This is a genomic window from Lacipirellulaceae bacterium (assembly GCA_040218535.1).
Taxonomy (GTDB): Bacteria; Planctomycetota; Planctomycetia; order Pirellulales; family Lacipirellulaceae; genus Adhaeretor.
This window is the reverse complement of record JAVJRG010000009.1, coordinates 20208-38304: the sequence shown is the minus strand read 5'-3', so window position 1 is coordinate 38304 and position 18097 is coordinate 20208. Positions and strand designations below refer to the sequence as shown.

13 protein-coding genes are annotated in these 18097 nt (G+C 52.9%); 6 read left to right on the top strand and 7 right to left on the bottom strand.

The genetic code is table 11. The features are described from left to right. Positions 1 to 159: 159 nt before the first annotated feature. Genes RIB44_11210 through RIB44_11195 form a run of 4 tightly spaced genes read left to right on the top strand, consistent with a single transcriptional unit; the run spans position 160 to position 2171 of the window. Positions 160 to 690 (top strand): universal stress protein, encoded by a 531-nt coding sequence (locus RIB44_11210; protein MEQ8617153.1) that lies wholly within the window; start codon positions 160 to 162, stop codon positions 688 to 690. 39 nt (positions 691 to 729) lie between these two features. Further along, positions 730 to 1212: a universal stress protein gene (locus tag RIB44_11205; protein MEQ8617152.1), complete on the top strand. Its 483-nt coding sequence runs from the start codon at positions 730 to 732 to the stop codon at positions 1210 to 1212. Further along, positions 1209 to 1727: a CBS domain-containing protein gene (locus RIB44_11200; GenBank protein ID MEQ8617151.1), complete on the top strand. Its 519-nt coding sequence runs from the start codon at positions 1209 to 1211 to the stop codon at positions 1725 to 1727. Before RIB44_11205 ends, RIB44_11200 begins: the two co-directional genes overlap by 4 nt. A 15-nt stretch (positions 1728 to 1742) precedes the next feature. After that, positions 1743 to 2171 (top strand): universal stress protein, encoded by a 429-nt coding sequence (locus RIB44_11195; GenBank protein MEQ8617150.1) that lies wholly within the window; start codon positions 1743 to 1745, stop codon positions 2169 to 2171. Between the two features lie 11 nt (positions 2172 to 2182). Here RIB44_11195 and RIB44_11190 read toward each other — a convergent pair whose 3' ends face one another. The 4 genes from RIB44_11190 to RIB44_11175 all read right to left on the bottom strand — a co-directional run bounded on the left by RIB44_11190 (position 2183) and on the right by RIB44_11175 (position 8885). Then, on the bottom strand, positions 2183 to 3142 hold the full coding sequence (locus tag RIB44_11190; GenBank protein ID MEQ8617149.1) for a universal stress protein: 960 nt from the start codon (positions 3140 to 3142) through the stop codon (positions 2183 to 2185). Positions 3143 to 3225: 83 nt separating this feature from the next. Next, positions 3226 to 5949, bottom strand: coding sequence for an HAD-IC family P-type ATPase (locus RIB44_11185; protein MEQ8617148.1), 2724 nt, complete (start codon positions 5947 to 5949; stop codon positions 3226 to 3228). Further along, entirely contained in the window at positions 5934 to 8381 is a 2448-nt protein-coding gene (gene ppsA / locus RIB44_11180; protein ID MEQ8617147.1) for a phosphoenolpyruvate synthase, read from the bottom strand. Before ppsA ends, RIB44_11185 begins: the two co-directional genes overlap by 16 nt. Positions 8382 to 8438: 57 nt before the next feature. Beyond that, positions 8439 to 8885 carry a hemerythrin domain-containing protein gene (locus RIB44_11175; GenBank protein MEQ8617146.1) on the bottom strand — a complete coding sequence of 149 codons (447 nt, stop codon included), beginning with the start codon at positions 8883 to 8885 and terminating at the stop codon, positions 8439 to 8441. 350 nt (positions 8886 to 9235) lie between these two features. Here RIB44_11175 and RIB44_11170 point away from each other — a divergent pair, with 350 nt between their 5' ends. Then, the gene (locus tag RIB44_11170; GenBank protein ID MEQ8617145.1) at positions 9236 to 10156 is read left to right on the top strand and encodes a universal stress protein; all 921 of its coding nucleotides are present in this window, start codon (positions 9236 to 9238) and stop codon (positions 10154 to 10156) included. 88 nt (positions 10157 to 10244) lie between these two features. Then, complete coding sequence (locus tag RIB44_11165) at positions 10245 to 11216, top strand: hypothetical protein (protein ID MEQ8617144.1); 972 nt, start codon at positions 10245 to 10247, stop codon at positions 11214 to 11216. Here RIB44_11165 and fdhF read toward each other — a convergent pair. From fdhF to RIB44_11150, 3 genes are all read right to left on the bottom strand, one after another. Further along, on the bottom strand, positions 11213 to 14053 hold the full coding sequence (gene fdhF / locus RIB44_11160; protein ID MEQ8617143.1) for a formate dehydrogenase subunit alpha: 2841 nt from the start codon (positions 14051 to 14053) through the stop codon (positions 11213 to 11215). The two genes, RIB44_11165 and fdhF, sit on opposite strands and share 4 nt — an antisense overlap. After that, positions 14050 to 15273 (bottom strand): NADH-ubiquinone oxidoreductase-F iron-sulfur binding region domain-containing protein, encoded by a 1224-nt coding sequence (locus RIB44_11155; GenBank protein ID MEQ8617142.1) that lies wholly within the window; start codon positions 15271 to 15273, stop codon positions 14050 to 14052. Before RIB44_11155 ends, fdhF begins: the two co-directional genes overlap by 4 nt. Before the next feature lie 664 nt (positions 15274 to 15937). Continuing rightward, the gene (locus tag RIB44_11150) at positions 15938 to 17539 is read right to left on the bottom strand and encodes an endonuclease/exonuclease/phosphatase family protein (GenBank protein ID MEQ8617141.1); all 1602 of its coding nucleotides are present in this window, start codon (positions 17537 to 17539) and stop codon (positions 15938 to 15940) included. Between the last annotated feature and the right edge of the window lie 558 nt (positions 17540 to 18097).

Below are 18097 nucleotides of genomic sequence, written 5' to 3'. Positions count from 1 at the left end.
ACCATAAAGGCGGAAACTTGTTAAGAGACACGGATAAGAGTCAGACAGGCAAAGGCCCTGAACTTGGTACGTGAATTGCTTCACTAGTCAGCTAGTTGGACGGGGAAAAACGCGAAGCACGTTGTCGTCGAACTGTCGCCTTAGCCTGAAGGAGAAGTCATGAACATTCTTAAGATCCTATTCCCAACCGATTTCTCTGAGTCGAGTGAAGCTGCCCTCGGATATGCTTCCACGCTTGCAGCGGAGACTGGGGCAAAGCTCATCATTGCCCATGTATTTAATGCGACACCACTTTACCTCACAGGGTACACGGGAGTGTCAATGGCAACGATGCCTGACTACGCTCAGGATGTGGAACGCGAGAACCGCAGGTTGCTTGAGCAAGTCCAGCCCACCAAAGACGGTGTTCAAGTAGAGCATCGCTTCTTGGAAGGCTCTCCAGAGCAGGAGATCGTGAGCCTCGCTGACCGAGAGCAGGTGGACTTGATTGTCATGGGTACGCACGGTCGGTCCGGCCTTTCCCGTCTGCTCATGGGAAGTATCGCGGAAGGCGTGTTGCGTCACGCAAAATGCCCCGTGCTAACCGTCAAGCAACCAATGCCTCAGGCAAGCACCGAGGGCGATGAAGGCGACAGACAGTCGGCTGGCCAGAAAGGACCGAGTATCAGATCGAAGCTCAGCCTGCACTGATCTCGGGCACTACGTCACGGACTTAGGTGGAGAGAAGCCATGAAATTCGGCAAGATTCTCTATGCGACTGACTTTTCCCCAAACAGTGATTTGGCCCTTGAGTATGCCACTACCCTGGCAGCAGCGACGGGTGCCAAGCTTCTGATCCTCCACGTTGATGATGAGACGCCAGGGTTGATCTTTGGGGATGTCGGGTACGGATATGTCCCGCAGGTGGATGAAATAGCCCGTCGGCAATACGATCGCCTGCTCCGTATTCGCCCGGCGTCTTTAAAGGTCTCCTACGAGCATGTCTTCATGCGTGGAAAAGCCACGGAGCAGATCCTGCTATACGCTGCCAAGGAAGAGCCTGACATGATTGTCATCGGCACACACGGTAGGACAGGAGCCTACCGGTTGTTGATGGGAAGCGTGGCGGAGTCCCTGGTTCGACAAGCGAAGTGCCCGGTTCTCACGGTAAAGATGCCAAACCCGGAGCTTGAGGAGTCAAGCACGGAAAAACAGAAGATGGCTAGCTCATGAATGTTGCTGCCCGACATTTGCAAGAGATTCCAGTCAGTGACGCCATGTCACGGGAATTGGTCACACTGCCAGTCCACGCCACGATGTCTGAGGCGTCACAACTCCTCATTAAGGCTGGCGTCACTGGGGCCCCCGTCGTTGATGAGTTCGATCACTGCGTGGGGGTACTCAGCGATTACGACTTTATGCGACGCGAACGACCAAGAGAGGGTTGGTGCGGTGTAGCGATGCATCCTGACGACTCATCCGAAACGACTGAAGTCCGCGACCAACGCTACTGGGCTGAGTTTGGAGCAGAAGATCTGGTCGATCAGTTCATGAGTCGAGCACCGCAGACAGTCGATTTAAACCTCTCGCTGCTGGATGCGGCGGAATACATGATTGGCAGTCACATCCATCGTTTGATTGTCATTGATGAGAACTCACGCCCAGTAGGGATCGTGAGCACCTTTGACATCCTAAAGGCCATTGTGATGCCTCAGGAAGGCTCGCGGCTGTCGACCAAGAACCTCTAACACGGAGTCATCAGAATGAACTGGTTTGAGGGCAAGAAAATACTGGTGCCAATCGATTTCAGTGAGGAATCGCATCGTGCTCTAGACGAGGCGTTGCAGATGGTTTCCCTAACCACGGACGTTTGTGCTGTTAATGTGGGGGTGAATCTGTCTGTGACTTCGCCGGAATCGGTTTGGGGTGCCCTTTCAGAGAAGTCGCAACGCGACCACATTGAGGAAGCATTCTGGAAAAACTTCGCGGATGAGCGATACCGTGTAATCGATTTCCGAGTTTCTTTTGGTGACCCAGGGCACGAGATCGCCAAGTGCGCGGAGGAAATCGGTGCTGACGTGATCGTGATCCCCTCGCACGGCAGGACAGGAATCAAGCGTATTCTACTAGGATCGGTCGCAGAACGCGTTGTTCGATTAGCTCATTGTCCTGTGTTTGTGCTGCGGGATTAGTGAGTGATTTGCTAAGTGACGAGATCGTCTTCAAACTCATCGGAAGTTAGCTGGACAGGGCTTTTGAAGTCCTCTGGCTTCACAGCCAGTAAGGAACAAGGAATCTTAGGCAGCAGTCGTTCGGCCGTGTTCCCGATGACGAAACCTGGGAAACCCGTTCGTCCAATCGTTCCCATGACGACCAGGTCAATCTGATTCTTCGCGATGCTATCTAAAATAGCGATATCTGGGCGCTCGATGCTCACGTGTACTTGTGGCGGACTGGAAAAGTCTGCATTCGAAAGATTCGAGCGAAGCCGCTTCTCTGCCTCGCGACAGTAGCCTTCTGCACTTTCCGCAGAGTCACTCTCGCCAGGCAGATGGTCGACCTCACGAGGGTCGGCTGCGTGAAGCACGTGGAGTTTCGCATCGTGTAGCTGCGCCATCGTACTCCCCAATTCCAATGCGAGGTCGCCGACAGGACGCAGGTCATGCGCTACCAGGATCGAATCGAAAGCCTCGTCTCTTAAGGGCTGTGTCACCCAGAGCGCACAGGGACATTTCCGCAGGAGTTTCATGCCTGTACTACCAAACAATGCTCCCTGCATGGCTCCCAGATGGCGTGTTCCGACCACAAGCAAATCATGCTGGCCGCGAATGACCTGCCTGATTAATTCCAACCAACTTCGTCCGATGACGACTTCGTCGCTGGCATCGACTCCTCGTTCCTTCGCACGAGCAACGCAGGCATCGAGTTGCTGCTGCGCTTCATCCAGAATCGTCTTCTCCGTGGTTTCGCACTGTGAGAGTAGATGTTGCGCTCTTGCAGAGAGGTCGAGCGCCGCGAAAAAATGAATCGCCGCGGAGTTGCGCTTTGCGAGCCAAATGGCCTGCTTGACCGCCTCAGCATTGGGGGGAGTCAGCCTTTGTGCGACCAGGCGGTCTCCCCATGATAAATCAACTCCTACTAGGATTTTCTTAAAACGGTTCATAGCCTCACCTCCAATATTCTTTCGATTGTTTTTTTTTGCTTTGCAGCATACTGCATCTGCTAAGCCGTTAGTCACGATTTCATTTAAACGGGCTCCTTTCCCTCCGACATCACCAACCGATATGCCTGCGGAACGATTAGAATGGGCAGCGAGATCGCAACCATTAGTCCCCAATCACGCCATCCTAGCGGCACGGTATGTAGGGCTCGTTGCAAAGGGGGGAAATAAACGGCCATTACCTGCAGGCTGATTGTCGAAAGGATCGCGATCAATATCCACGGATTCGTAAAAAATCCAATCGAGGTTAGGGGCGAACGGAGTGAGCGAAAGTTGAGAACATTCATTTTCTCGATGATGATGATCCCAGTAAATGCCACAGTTCCGGCCAGAGCAACTTGGTGTGGATCGTTGCTCCGGAGATAAAATTGGAACAAGGCCAGCGTTGCAACGCCGATGTAGGTTCCTAGGCACGCGATAATAAGCATTCCCTTGCGATCCAAGATCGGCTGACGCGGATCACGTGGCTTAGAGCGCATCAGGGCAGGCTCGGCAGGCTCCAACCCAAGTGCCAAAGCACTCAAACCGTCGGTGACCAAATTCATCCAAAGGATTTGTACCGGAAGCAGGATAAGCGGGCCGCCGAGCACGATATTTAGAAAGATCGCAACGATCTCGCCGGTATTTGCGGAAAGCAAATAGCGCACAAACTTCTGAATGTTGTCGTACTGTCGCCGCCCTTCTTCGACGGCCTTCACAATGGAGTTGAAATTATCGTCGGTGAGTACCATGTCAGCTGCTCCCTTGGCAACCTCGGTGCCCCGAATCCCCATGGCGATACCGACATCTGCTTTTTTCAAAGCCGGTGCATCATTCACACCATCGCCAGTCATACCCACGATATGGCCCTGGCTTTGTAGCAGCTTGACGATTCTCAGTTTGTGTTCGGGTGTCGTGCGGGCGAAGACAATGTCATTTTTCAATTCTTCACTTAACTGCTCATTGCTGAGTTGCTCCAATTGCTGCCCGGTAATCGCTTGCTCTGCATTGATTCCGACACGCCGCGCAATAGCGATTGCTGTCGGTGCAGAATCTCCGGTGATCATGAGGACCCGAATACCTGCCGTCTGCGCTAACTGAACCGCGCTCGCGGCTTCAGGTCGCGGCGGATCGGTCATGCCAACGATTCCCAGCAAGGTGAGCTCTTTCTCTACGGCACTTTCAATCAATACCTCGCTTGCAGGTAGTTCACGGCGAGCGACGATGAGCGTCCGCAATCCTTGTTCGGCCATCTCCGTGTAAGCTTCGAAGATTGCATTACGGTCTTGGTCGGTCATTGGCTGTTGTTGGCCATCGGCGAGCCAACTTGTGCAGAGTGGCAAAATGACTTCAGGTGCCCCCTTGGTATGTGACGTCAAGCAGTCTTTATCACGAAGTACGACCGTCATGCGTTTTCGTGCCGAGTTGAATGGAAACTCAGCCTCATTCGCCATCCCTTTTTGCGGCACTAGCCAAGCCTTCAAAGCAGCGGTGACTAGAGCGGCTTCAGTGGGTTCACCGCTTTCGTGCCAGCCGTCAGAATCCTTGGTCAGTTTGGCGCTGTTACAGATCAGTGCTGTATGCAAGAGCGTAAGGAGATCAGGCTGTGCACGGTAGTTAATCTTCTCGCCGTTCACCTCAAAGTGTCCAGCCGGATCGTAGCCGACTCCTGTCACCTCGTAGCTTTGCGAGGGCGTCCAAATCGCTTGGACGGTCATTTGGTTTTGTGTCAGTGTGCCCGTTTTGTCAGTGCAAATCACAGTCGCGGCTCCAAGTCCTTCGGCAGCTTGCAAACGCCTAAGCAAGGCCTTTCGGCGGACCATCTCCCGGATTCCTAGAGCCATCGTGAGCGTGACGACCGCTGGTAAGCCCTCGGGGACGACAGCCACGGCAAGGGAGATGCCGGTCATAATCATCTCGAGTAGTTCTTTTCCCATCCACCAACCAGTGAAGCCGATGAGAAGTGACACCCCGATGGCAAAGATGCCAAGTTGCTTACCAAGGCCGCTGAGTTCGCGTTGCAAGGTGGTTGTCTCAGGACCAATGTCTTGTGTGAGTTTGGCGATGCGTCCAAACTCGGTATTCGAACCCGTAGCAACAGTAATCCCCAACGCACGTCCATTCGTCACTGCCGTACCTGCCCATGCCATCGAGGGTCTTTCAGCAAGCGGAGCGTTCGTATCAATCGCATCGGATTGTTTATCCACAGAGAGAGATTCCCCGGTCAACGCCGATTCATCTACTTTGAGGCTCAGAGTCTCTACTAATCTCAGATCAGCCGGAACTCGATCGCCCGTGGAAAGCAGAACGACATCTCCGGGGACCAGAGCAACTGCATCAATCTGTTGCTCGTCTCCATCGCGAATGACGCGGCATTGCGGGCTCAGCATCTGTTTTAACGCCGCGATTGCTTTCTCCGCTTTCCACTCTTGGACAAAGCCTAAGAGTCCGTTAAGCAAGACGATAGCAAGGATGGTGATGGCGTCAGTCAATTCGCCAACGGCTAAAGAGACTCCCGCGGCGATGAGCAAGATAAAAATGAGGACATCGAAAAACTGACGTCCTAACACTTCGTACCAGAGCGTTTCTGCCTCAGAACGGATTTCGTTATTGCCATATTGGTTACGGCGAAACTTGGCCTCCTCTGTACTCAGGCCGAAGTCGACACTTGTGCCCAGTTGCCCCATGGCGTACGCGGGTTCCTTGGCATGCCAGAGTTCGGACTGAGTTTTTTCCACTTCCCCCCTTGGTTCTGCTAGGACTGTTGGCATATTCGCTCCTTCAGCGACTTCTCGGCTTCGTCGATCTTGACGGTCGTTGAAAGAATGGCGTCGGGCGTGAGCGATATGCTGTCGATGCCCGCTTTGACAAGCATTTGCGCAAAGTCGGGGTAGTCGCTTGGCGCTTGTCCACAGATGCCTATTTTCCGGCCTTTGGCCTTCGCCACACTGATAACCGACTCAATAGCACTGACGACCGCCGGATTTCGCTCATCAAAGATGTTGGCGACGATTTCTGAGTCGCGATCGACTCCAAGGATAAGTTGTGTGAGGTCGTTCGAACCAATTGAAAATCCATCAAAGATTTCTGCAAACTCTTCCGCATTAAACACATTGCTAGGCAGTTCGCACATCACGTAGATTTCCAGGCCGTTGCTCCCACGCTCCAAACCGTGCTGTGCCATGACGGCCTGAACCTGCCTCCCCTCATCTGCCGTCCGACAGAAGGGAATCATCAGTTTCACGTTGATCAGCCCCATTTCCTCGCGAACTTTGCGGATCGCTCGGCACTCAAGGCCAAACGCCTCCTTGTAGCGAGGGTGGTAGTATCGAGCAGCGCCACGAAAGCCGATCATAGGATTCTCTTCGCGCGGTTCAAACGGCTCTCCTCCGATTAGGTTGGCGTATTCATTCGTCTTGAAGTCGCTCATCCGTACGATCACGTCCTTCGGGTAGAACGCGGCAGCAATAGTCGCGATGCCCTGCGCAAGCCGATCAACAAAGAAGGTCGCCTTATCAGCGAACCCGCGGGTGAGGGTATCGATGGTAGAGCGAGTATTCCAGTGATCGATTTTCTCAAAATTCAGAAGAGCCATCGGGTGAATCTTGATGGTATCGTTGATGATGAACTCCATTCTAGCGAGGCCGACTCCGTCATTAGGAACGGCAGCCAGAGAAAACGCCTGTTCAGGGTTCGCAAGGTTCATCATGACTTGCGTTTTGGGGCGCGGAAGATCGGCTAGCGATATGCGGTCAACTTGAAAATCCAAGGTCCCCTCGTAGACCTTACCAACATCTCCTTCACTGCAAGAAACAGTGACTGCTTGACCGTCCTTGAGGGCATGGGTTGCCTTCTCGACACCCACCACTGCAGGTAGTCCCAACTCACGACTGACGATTGCAGCGTGGCATGTCCTACCGCCACGCTCGGTAACGATCGCAGCAGCTTTCTTCATGACAGGTTCCCAATCTGGATCGGTCTTCTCAGCGATCAGGACCTCTCCCTTTTGAAAACCGCTAAGCTGGCTTACGTCAGTGATGCAATGAACTGAGCCGGTGCCGATTTTTGAGCCGACCGCTCGGCCCGTGGCCAGCACTTTTCCTTGAGACAGTAGACGATACTGCTCTAGGCAATCCAGCGACTTTTGCGACTGAACCGTTTCAGGTCTTGCCTGGACAATAAACAGATCGCCTGTGATCCCATCCTTGGCCCACTCGATGTCCATTGGGCGAGGTGTCCCTGCCTGCTCACTGTAGTGAGTTTCGATGATCTGTCCCCAACGGGCGAGTTGGAGAACCTCGGAGTCGCTAATCGAAAAACGATGGCGGTCAGACGAATCTACGGGCACATTTTTCGTCATTCTTCCCCCACCGGTGTCATAAATCAACTTGAACTCCTTGGAGCCAAGCTTCTTTCGCACAATGGCATCGAAGCCCTGCTTCAGTGTAGGTTTGAAGACATAGAATTCATCAGGGATTACAGCACCTTGTACGACGTTTTCTCCAAGTCCGTAGGCGGAATTGATAAGAATGACATCGGGAAATCCACTTTCGGTATCGATCGTGAACATGACACCGGCAGCACCCAAATCAGAACGCACCATTTCCTGGACTCCTATGGAAAGGGCTACTTGTTGATGATCAAAGCCCTTATCAATCCGATAGGAAATAGCACGGTCGGTATAAAGAGACGCGAAGCAGCGCCGACACGTCTGAAGTAAGTCGGATTCTCCACGCACATTCAAGTAGGTTTCTTGCTGGCCGGCAAAGCTTGCGTCCGGGAGGTCCTCAGCAGTGGCACTACTTCTCACGGCAACCTCAAGCAGTGCGTCGGGATCACATACAGATCGCGATCGCAGTTGCGTGTAAGCATCTACGATTTCTAGCTCCAAATCCGTTGGCAACGGTTGCGTGACGATTGCTTGGCGGATTGCGTTGCCCCCTTTTTGCAGGCTTGCTACGTCGTGAACATCGATCTCGGCGAGAGTTTCTGCGATAAAAGTATCGAGCCCAGAATCGCGGAGAAAATAGCAAAATGCGTCAGCCGTCGTGGCGAACCCGTCGGGAACTTTGATGCCTTTGGGCTGCAACTCACGAATCAACTCGCCTAAGGAGGCGTTCTTGCCGCCGACCGTATCAACATCCTTGATAGTCAGGTCATCGAACCAGCGAATGTAAGCGGTACTAGTTTGCACGTTAGCCATGACATTCTCATTAAGTGTGAAAGTAAACGTCGAGGGAGTCACCGTTCGCGAACGTCGTCAATCGCCGGAGCCAATGTCGTCGCTAAACGCGCCCTGCAAGAGTTGGTGCTCTGCGTGTTCGTGGGCAAGAAATCTCGACAAGAACTTGTGGAAATCGCTCTCGATGCGGGTCTGGAATGCGGGCGATTCGACGCCCGAGCGAACAAGCAGTCGCAATTTCTCACACTGTTCAAGTAAAGCTCGATGCTCAGACAAGAGAGTACCAACCCGTGCTTCGTATCGTGGTTCATTCTTGACAAGGTCGGCTAAGTAGCCGCCCCGTTCTTCTATCTCGAAGTGGAGCTCGAGTAAGTCATGCAGCTCGTCCATCGTCTTTTCTAGATCAAGCTTCTCGTAGGATCGTCCAGCCACTAACAGACGAACGGCTTCGATTGAGTCGTAGAGTTCCTCATTCTTTCGTTTGATGACCTTGAATAGCTCATGGTCCCATTCACCAGCGGCCATTTCGAATCTCCATACTTGAGCCTAAAGACGTATTCGCAGTTGAAAGAAAGCAATGATCATGCCAATGCGACCCCTTACAAATGGAGTCAAACACGAGTCATCTGGCTGAGGGATTCTCGGCATGTTGCAAGGGTTGTGAGCGGTATCGCACACCGGTAAGCCAATCTGCACAGTTCTGTGGCGGTGAGGGGCTTAGTATTCGAGCTAACCTTCTTCAAATGAGTTTCTTGGCGCGTTGGCGCACTGTTTGCTTTCCAGCAATAGGAGGCCACTTGAGACTTAGGTTGAGTAAGAGTGCTTCGGCAGCATGATTTCTTGGACGATTTCCACAAAGTAAGAGGGACGCGAAAATGAAAGCGTTATGTGCTATCGACGGGTCAGCAGGCAGCGATGCTGCCGTCGAGATGTTAGGTCAGTTCCTTTCCCAAGACGACGATCTTGTCATTTTCTATTACTCGCCCCCGGAGATTACTGTCCACGGTCAGTCGTCCCCTGATTCGAAGCTCATTGAGCAGGCCAGGGCCTCGCTTGCTGAGAGAATCTTCGAACATGCACGCGAGTTACTGCCACAGCAGCTAGCGGAGCACTCGATGGCCATCACCGGCCAGCAGAAGCCGCGAGCCGGAATTCTTGCAGCCATCAAGACGCATCGCCCTGACCTCATTGCTGTCGGCGCTCGGGGTACGAATCGTTTAGGTCTGCCAAGGATCGGGAGCGTCAGCCGAGCCGTTGTTCATTCCACAGATATCCCCGTCTTGATCGCACGCCCCAGTACTCGAGACCACTTTGAATCTCTACGAGTCCTTCTATGCTACGACCGCATCGATGCGAATAGAGATGCTGATGCTTTGCTCGGGAGTCTTTCATTTCCTGAGAATGTGAAGGGACGCATTCTGCATGTCGTGGAATCACCGTTTGTGCACGGCATACCGAGCTGGATTGAAGAAGAAGCGCGAACTGCCGAGAATGACCCAATAGCAAAAGCGTATATCGATCAGCAGGACAGAGAGTTTGAGGAACTCAGGCAACAACTACGAGACCATTGCCGAGAGTTACCTGCGGCATTCCTCGAGAGTCTGCCGGTTGTTCTCTCAGGTAGCGCAGGAGCACAAATCGTGGATTATGCTGAGAAAGAGAAAATGGATCTTGTCGTCATTGGAGCCCATCACAGCGGGCCAGTGACGCGGCTCCTCGTTGGGAGCACCTCCGAGCACATCTTGAACTTCGCAAGCTGCTCAATACTAATAGTACCCCACCATGATCTTCCGTAGGGCCTCCGACTTTCACTTACTTTCAGTAACCTCATTCGACAGAAAATCCTGAAGGCATCAAATGCTTGAGCTAGCAATCCGGTTCATAGTGCTAGCCATACTTATGGTTGCGTCCGGGATTCTACTGGCGACCTCAGCGGATCGGATCGCTCGGGGGACAAAGCTAGGAGGAACGCTCGTTGGCTTCTTTCTACTGGCTGCGGCAACAAGTCTTCCCGAGTTGGTGATCGATTGCAACGCCGCAAGAATTAGAGCACCTAACCTGGCAGTTGGCGACCTCCTGGGAAGCTCGATTTTCAATCTGCTCATACTAGGAATCATCGATCTTGCGCATCGAAGCCCGGTTCGCATCCTATCTCCCGTCTGTGCGGCACATGCTCTTAGTGCAACAACCAGCATTGCGCTGACGGGCATCGTGCTACTAGGAATTCTCTCGCCCTTCGAGAAAGAGTTTCTGGGCATTGGCCTTGGTTTGTGGGCAGTAGCGATCGTCTATCTATTCTCTGTGAGGCTCATCTTCATTGACCAATACCTTGCACGAAAAGCAGAATCAGGGGTGGAGGAAATATCGAGTGAAAAAGCACCTCCTGTTAAGCAGAGTTTGTTCTTGTTTTGCCTAGGGGGAGCGGTCGTTTTCGTAGGGGCACCCCATCTGGCAAGGACTGCGGACTCCTTAGCGCATGAAACAGGTTTGGGCGGTACTTTCGTCGGGACTATTTTGGTGGCACTGACCACCTCATTGCCCGAGATTGTAACCACCTTGGCAGCCGTTAGGTTGGGTGCCTATGAGCTTGCAGCTGGAAATGTCTTCGGCAGTAACTGCTTTAACGTCGCCATACTGCCAATTGTTGATGCCTTCTACGAGCCAGGCAGTCTACTGAAGGCAATCGATCCTTTTCACTCCGTGACGGCAGGCTTCATCGTTGTCATTACAAGTCTCGCCGCGATGAGTTTGCTCTACCGGCCCGAGAAACGTTTCTGGTTGTTCGAGCCTGATGCTCTACTGATCGTATGCCTCTCGGTAACAGCGTTAGTGGCAATCGGCTACATAAGTGGTTAGGAATCAGCCTCTGAAACTTGCTCCTCATCGTATGGCTGAAGTCTGACACTGCAGACTTTGTACTCGGGAATCTTTGCCACGGGATCAAGTGCTGAGATCGTAAGATTGTTTACGTTGCCCAAGCCTGGGAAATGGAAGCTCCCAAAGATGAGGCCTTCTGGAACGCGATCAGTCACCGCTGCCCGAGCAACTAGGATCCCTCGTCGCGATTGAATCGACACAGTCATCCCGTCTGCGATGCGACTTCTTCGAGCATCCTCGTGAGAGACTTCGACTATTGGATTAGGATACACGGCAGAAAGCCCTTGGCTGCGCCTGGTCAACTCTCCACCATGCCAGTGATAAAGAACCCGACCTGTGGTCAGAAGCAGGGGATACTCGTCGTCCGGTATTTCAGCTGGAGGAAGGTGTTCAACGGGATGAAACTCTCCGAGCCCACAAGTAAACTTTTCGACGTGCAGAATCGGTGTCCCATCGTGGGATTCAGAAAGGACGGGCCACTGTAGTCTTTCTCCGGCATCCACGCGGTTCCAGGTGACACCTGCATAGGACGGTGTCAGCGTGTTGATTTCTGCGAGCACTTCAGCAGCATCCTGATATTCCCACCCCGATTGCGTGCCATGGGGGTAATAGTCCAGCTCTCTTTGCAGGGATGTTCCAAGTCGTGCTAAGACCTGCCAATCTGGCAAAGCAGCTCCAGGCGGATCAATCGCTTTACGTACCGGTTGGATCCTACGTTCGGTATTCGTAAACGTGCCATTCTTCTCTGCGAAAGCTGCCCCAGGCAGTAGCACGTCTGCATACTTTGAGGTCTCTGAGGGAAAGATTTCCTGCAGGACAGTGAACTCCGCCCGTTGTAAACAATCCACCGCATGATTGACGTTGGGCTCCGTCATGGCCGGGTCTTCACCGAGGATGTAGAGCCCCCTAATCTTATTCTCGCCTGCTGCCTCAATTAGTTCGGTAACCGTCAATCCGCTGCTCTGGGATAGTCCAAATCGAGCTTCTCCACCGTTGCCATTGTCTTGAAGTGACCAAGCTTCGACGAATTTCTTGTAGGTCTGCTCATCATTAACAGGCTGATAGCCAGGGTAGACGTTGGGTAGCGCTCCCATGTCGCAGGCGCCCTGAACGTTGTTTTGGCCACGCAGCGGATTGACTCCCCCACCGGGGATGCCCATATTTCCTAGCAACATCTGCAAGTTTGCTAATGAGAGAACGTTGAAGACTCCCGTGGTGTGCTGAGTAATCCCCATCGCCCAAATCACAGCCATAGGACGGTTGGTACAGAGTATTTCTGCCGCTTCGCAGAGTCGCCTCTCAGGGATACCGGTTATCTGCGAAACACGCTCAGGCGGATAGGCTTCTAGCATTGCTTTCAGTTCTTCAAAGCCTTTGCAGCGTTGCTCAATGAAGTCCTGATTATGCCAGTCATTCTTGATGGCAAGGTGCATGATTCCATTGATAAGTGCGACATCCGTGCCAGGTCTTTGCCGCAAGTGCACCGTTGCAAACTCCGTCATATCGATCATTCGAGGATCAGCGACAATGAGTTTGGCCTTCCGACGCAGCACCGACTGCCTAATCATTGCACCAAACACAGGATGCTGCTCCGTGGTGTTGGAACCGATGATCAGCATTGCTTTTGCTTCCTGAACAACGTCATCCATCGAATTACTCATCGCACCGCTCCCAAACGCCATTCCTAAGCCAGCGACTGTCGACGAGTGGCAGAGCCGTGCACAGTGATCGACATTGTTTGTACCGATGAGTTGGCGTGCCAGTTTCTGGACGAGATAGTTCTCCTCATTGGTGCACTTCGCCGAGGAGAGGAATCCTAGTGCATCTGCTCCAGATTGACTCTTAATCGCAGCCAACTTTCGGGCGACTAGATCAATTGCTGTTTCCCAATCGACCTCCATCCAAGGTCCCCTGTCGTTGGGACGACGGGTGAATGCGATGTCATCAAGGAGGTAGCGGCGAATCTTTGGTTGCTTCAACCGCTGGTTGTGATGCAGAAAGTCGTATCCGTATCTTCCTTTGACACAAAGCGACATGCCGTTCACTGGTGCGTCTGGGTGTGAAGTAACGCTTATGACACGCTGCTCTTTCACGTTGAGGTTGAACTGGCAGCCAACTCCACAATAGCCACACGTTGTCCTGACCAATCGGTCCGGAGAATCCGACTCAAACTTGTCACGATCAATGAGTGCCTCCGTAGGACAATAGGCTGAGCAGGCTCCGCAGGACTCGCAGCGCGCGTCAAGTAGGTCCGTGCCAAGCCCTGCGATGATTCTGGTTTCCGGTCCACGCTCAGCGACTCCCAAGACGAATCGCCCTTGTACTTCCGCGCAAGCACGAACGCAGCGAGTGCAGAGAATGCATTTGTTGAGGTCGACTCTAATAAAGGGGTTGGAGTCCGCATCAACGGGATGATGCGTCGGAGAAGAGCTTTCAGGAGGGCTTTTCGCTTGGTATTGCCTGACCCAACGTAAGAACTCGGAAGCGGAATGGTTTGCTTCCAGTTGTTCGCTAAGGTAGTTGGATAGCAACATCTCGAGAACGAATCGTCGGGACTCAGAAAGATCGGATGACTCGGTAAAGACTTCCATCCCGTCCTGAACCGATTCAGCGCAGGCAGGATACTGCCCCTCACGACCCTCAATCTCGACGAGACAAAGTCGGCATGAGCCAACCACAGAAAGATCTTTGTGGTAGCAAAGTGTGGGAATCTCAATGTCCAACTTTCTGGCAGCTTCTAGGATCGAGATGTTTGCATCGACGCGACTCTCGTGACCGTCAATACAAACTCTCACTGTTTCTGCAGGTGGCATCATGATGCACCTCGTACCAAGAAATCTTCAGCGAAATGATTTAGGGCACTACCAATTGGCAGAGCTATCGATTTTCCCAGACCACAGAGAGAGGTTAAATCGAGCATCCGTGCTAGCTGCCTCAGCCGAGAGAAATCGCCTGAGCATCCGTTGCCATGAGCGATGCGATCAACGATGTTGCAAGCGACTGATGATCCTTCACGACAAGGAGTGCACTTCCCACAAGACTCATTGCGGAAAAACTTCAATACCCAGCTTAGAGTATCGACCGCAGAGATCGACTCGTCGAATACCATAATAACCCCCGACCCTAAGGCAACTCCTTCTTCAATTGCCCCATAGTCGAGCGGTGTATCAAGTAAATCAGCGGGTACGAATGTGCCGGCAGCACCTCCGGTGAGCGCCATTTTGAATCGACTGCCTTCTCGCATCCCAGCGCCGAACCAGTCGATCGCCTCCCTGACGGTCAAGCCGAGGGGTGCTTCAAAGGCACCAGCACGCTTGATGTGGCCCGACAACGTTAAGACTTTCGTACCCGAAGTTCCACGGTGACCAATGTTCCGATACCAGGCTCCACCTCTCTGCACGATCGGCGGGACCAAGCAGAGGGTTTCAACATTGTTTACGACCGTTGGTTGGCCCAGGTATCCCTGAGTTGTGGGATAAGGCGGTCGTAACCTTGGTTCACCGCGGTGCCCCTCAAGAGATTCGAGCAGAGCCGTTTCCTCTCCACAGATATACGCACCTGCGCCACGATGAACGTGAACATCAAAGAGGAATTCAGAATCTCCGAGGCGATTTCGAAGCCACCCAGCTTGGCGGGCCTGCTCTATCGCTCGTTCAATTTGCGTCGCACTTTGCTCGTATTCGCCACGCACATAAACGATTCCTTCGTTTGCTCCAACTGCGTAAGCTGTCAGCGCCATGCCTTCAATGACTAAGTGGGGATCTCCCTCCATGAGAACTCGATCTTTGAAGGCACCTGGCTCTGACTCATCGGCATTGCAGATGACGAATTTCTGTTTCGCCCCGGTTTGTGCTACCATCCGCCATTTTTGGGCAGTAGGAAAGCCAGCCCCCCCACAACCGCGTAGTCCGGCGTCCTCAATCTCTTTCAATACCTGTTCACTTGGCTGAGAAAGTGCCGATTCGAGTGATCTATAAGCTTCTTTCGGAATGCCGCCATTAGGATTTTGTTCACTCGATGGTTGTAGCCGAGCCATAGCTACTCGGTGTTCGTGAGTGAGAGGTTGCGAATACGTGAAGCTACTTCTCTGGGGAACTATGAGGCTGTGAGGCAACTCCTCCTGCGAGAGCGGACCACATGGATGAATTCCGACCAAGGCTGCTGGAGCTCGGTCACACAAGCCCAGGCAACTCGTGCGGCAGATTCGAAATCGCTCTTGCCCGCGATCGATTGCCTCGAGAGCTTTCCGAAAATCTGCTGCTCCAAGCGCCATGCAAACAGGACCATCACAAACGCGAACAGGAATCTTCGCTCCTTCGGAGCCTGAAAGCATCGTGTAAAACGACTGAATTCCCGCGACTTGAGCTGGCGGAGTTCGTGTGGCAGCAGACACTTCATTTAGTTGGTTGCTGGTAGGATCTACACTGGTGTTGGCCAGTGTTTGCAGAATGGGCAAGATGGCCTGCTCGTTCGAACCATGGATTGCAACTTGCTTCTCAATGTCGCTCTCTAGTAAGTCGTGGTGCGATGCCCTATTCGCATCTCCGTTGCCCTTTCTCGACTGATGGTAATGATTTCGCATGGCTTAGTCCTGCCCTAATGGGGTACAGGAATCAGTGAGTTTTGGTGATGTCCATTATCTCTTATTTGAGGATCGGTATGATGTATTACATCCGGATACTATTGAACATAATCAGAGTTCAGTAAGCGTTGGAATCTGGTGCCACATATTCTGAAGGGGCATTCATGTCTGCACTGAAGCTCTCAGCTTTCAATTGAAGATCAACGACTAAGGGTAAGTGGTCAGAGGCTTGCCGTGCGAGATGATCCGCCCAGACGTACGCACTTGTAACATAAAGCTTTCGTGAGATCATAATGTGGTCGATTCTTCTCATCGGCTTCCAACTGAACCAAGTAGGAGAGGGACGACCCGCTACGCTTTGGGAGTCCGATAGTTTTTTACACAACCGTTTGTAGTGTGGCGAGCGCGGTCCGAAGTTGAAGTCTCCGCAGAGGATGGTTGGACCTCTTTCGAGCGCACTTTCCAGCCAGTTCTGACCTGCGAGTTCTTCTATCTGAATTGCATGGATGCGTGAATTTACCGCGAGATGAGTGTTGATAATCTGGATTCGATCCTCACCGAGCATGATCTCGACCCAAAGAGCACCACGGGGCTCGTGACTCCCTGTGAGTGAATTCGGCAACTTGTCGGCTTTGACGAGCCGCATCGGATAACGGCTGAGGATCGCATCCCCGTAGAGCTCCTCTTCGAGAGACCAAGCTGGATGGAAGTGGAATTCCATTTCCAAGTGCCGTGCGATCTCATGCGCTTGATCGATATGTCCGGTTCGTTTTCGCACCACATCTAGCTCTTGGAGTGCGACGACGTCCGCCTGACTGCGAGCGATCACGCGTGCTATTCGTGCTGGTGAGAGGCGATTGTCCATACCGATGCAGCTATGGACGTTGTAGGTCAGCATGCGGAAACGAGGACGAAAACCGGTGTTAGAACGCTCCGTTGCCTTGGAAATAGAAAAGCCATTCCGCTCGCACAGATGAGCTAGTCCTGCGTTCCTGAGGTCGTTGGGCCTTAGCACGTTTCCACCCTTCGCCTCAAGTCGAGTATCGGGTGGTGCGAGAACAAAAGCGTTTGTCTCTGCTGCACCAGGACCGCCATGCGCTCCGTGCTGGAGCGCGAATGAGAGTGGCTCTCCCTTGGGGTTCCAACCGCTCAAGACTAGGTCCCCAGAGTCAGGGTGATGCACCAAGCGAACGAGATCTTCTGCTGCTTCTCTGAGAAACGGATGTCCCTCGCCCAACACGCTGCTTGCTTGTTCTGGCAATAGGTACTCGCCTGACCTTCTGTGAGCGATGGCTTTACCATCCGCCTTTGCCGTTAGCACAATCGGGCATCCTGTACCGTCGACTATCGCTCTGGCAAGCTTCCTTATTTCTTCCTCTGAAGCAGAGTGCGACAAATAGACCAGCCCAATAGGGCCATTCGCGACCACAACCGGCAATTCGTCTGTCGTTTCGCCGTGTGGTGGCTCACGATCAAATATTGCTCTCGCGATGCGTCCCCCGCCGATCCAACGCGAGCGGTCGATTCCGGGGTGACGCAACGCCTTGGTTGGTAGACGAAATTCAACGCGTTGGACCTCGGAGACGACTCTTCCAATCGCCTCTTGAATCGTACGACCATACTTCTGCTCGTACGGAGCCGTCGCTTCTTGCCCATGATCGGAGTAGATCCAAACATCGTAGTGCCGGTGTGGTGAGCGATGCGCTGCTTTCCAGATCAACCTGACAACGCGATCAATTCCCCTGAGGCTCCATCTTGCGAGTTTTGAACTGGGGCCACGTCGATGAGCCTGTTCGTCGTAGCCCAAAAAATTGCAGTGAATTCTTGGAACGCCTCGGGCTATATCTAGTGCCACCCCCGCTGCAACAAGTTCTCTGAGCAGGACCCCAACACTCACTCTGGATGGGATGAAGAGCAACTCATGCCAGAGTTCACTTCCGTTTAATTTCCCTGTCACGAAATCTCTTAGTGCTAGGAAGAGTTCCGCAAGAGCAAGTCCAATAGCCCTCACTAGACTCCAAGCGTAAAGAGTTACCAACATCAACATTCGTACCGGACTGACCGATCGAACAAAACCTCCCCACCCCAGGTTCTGTGCACAAAAATGCGTCTCAGATGCTCCGCCACTGTAGACATCGCAGTAGGCACTCCCCGAATCAAGGAGCCCCTCACGGCTTTTAGATATCTTCGTCTCAACGATTTCTGCCGCCTCTGGCTCTGCCATCCTCACTGCTCTCTTTAAGGCAGATGAGCGATAACTAAAGGCTGGCACGGCACA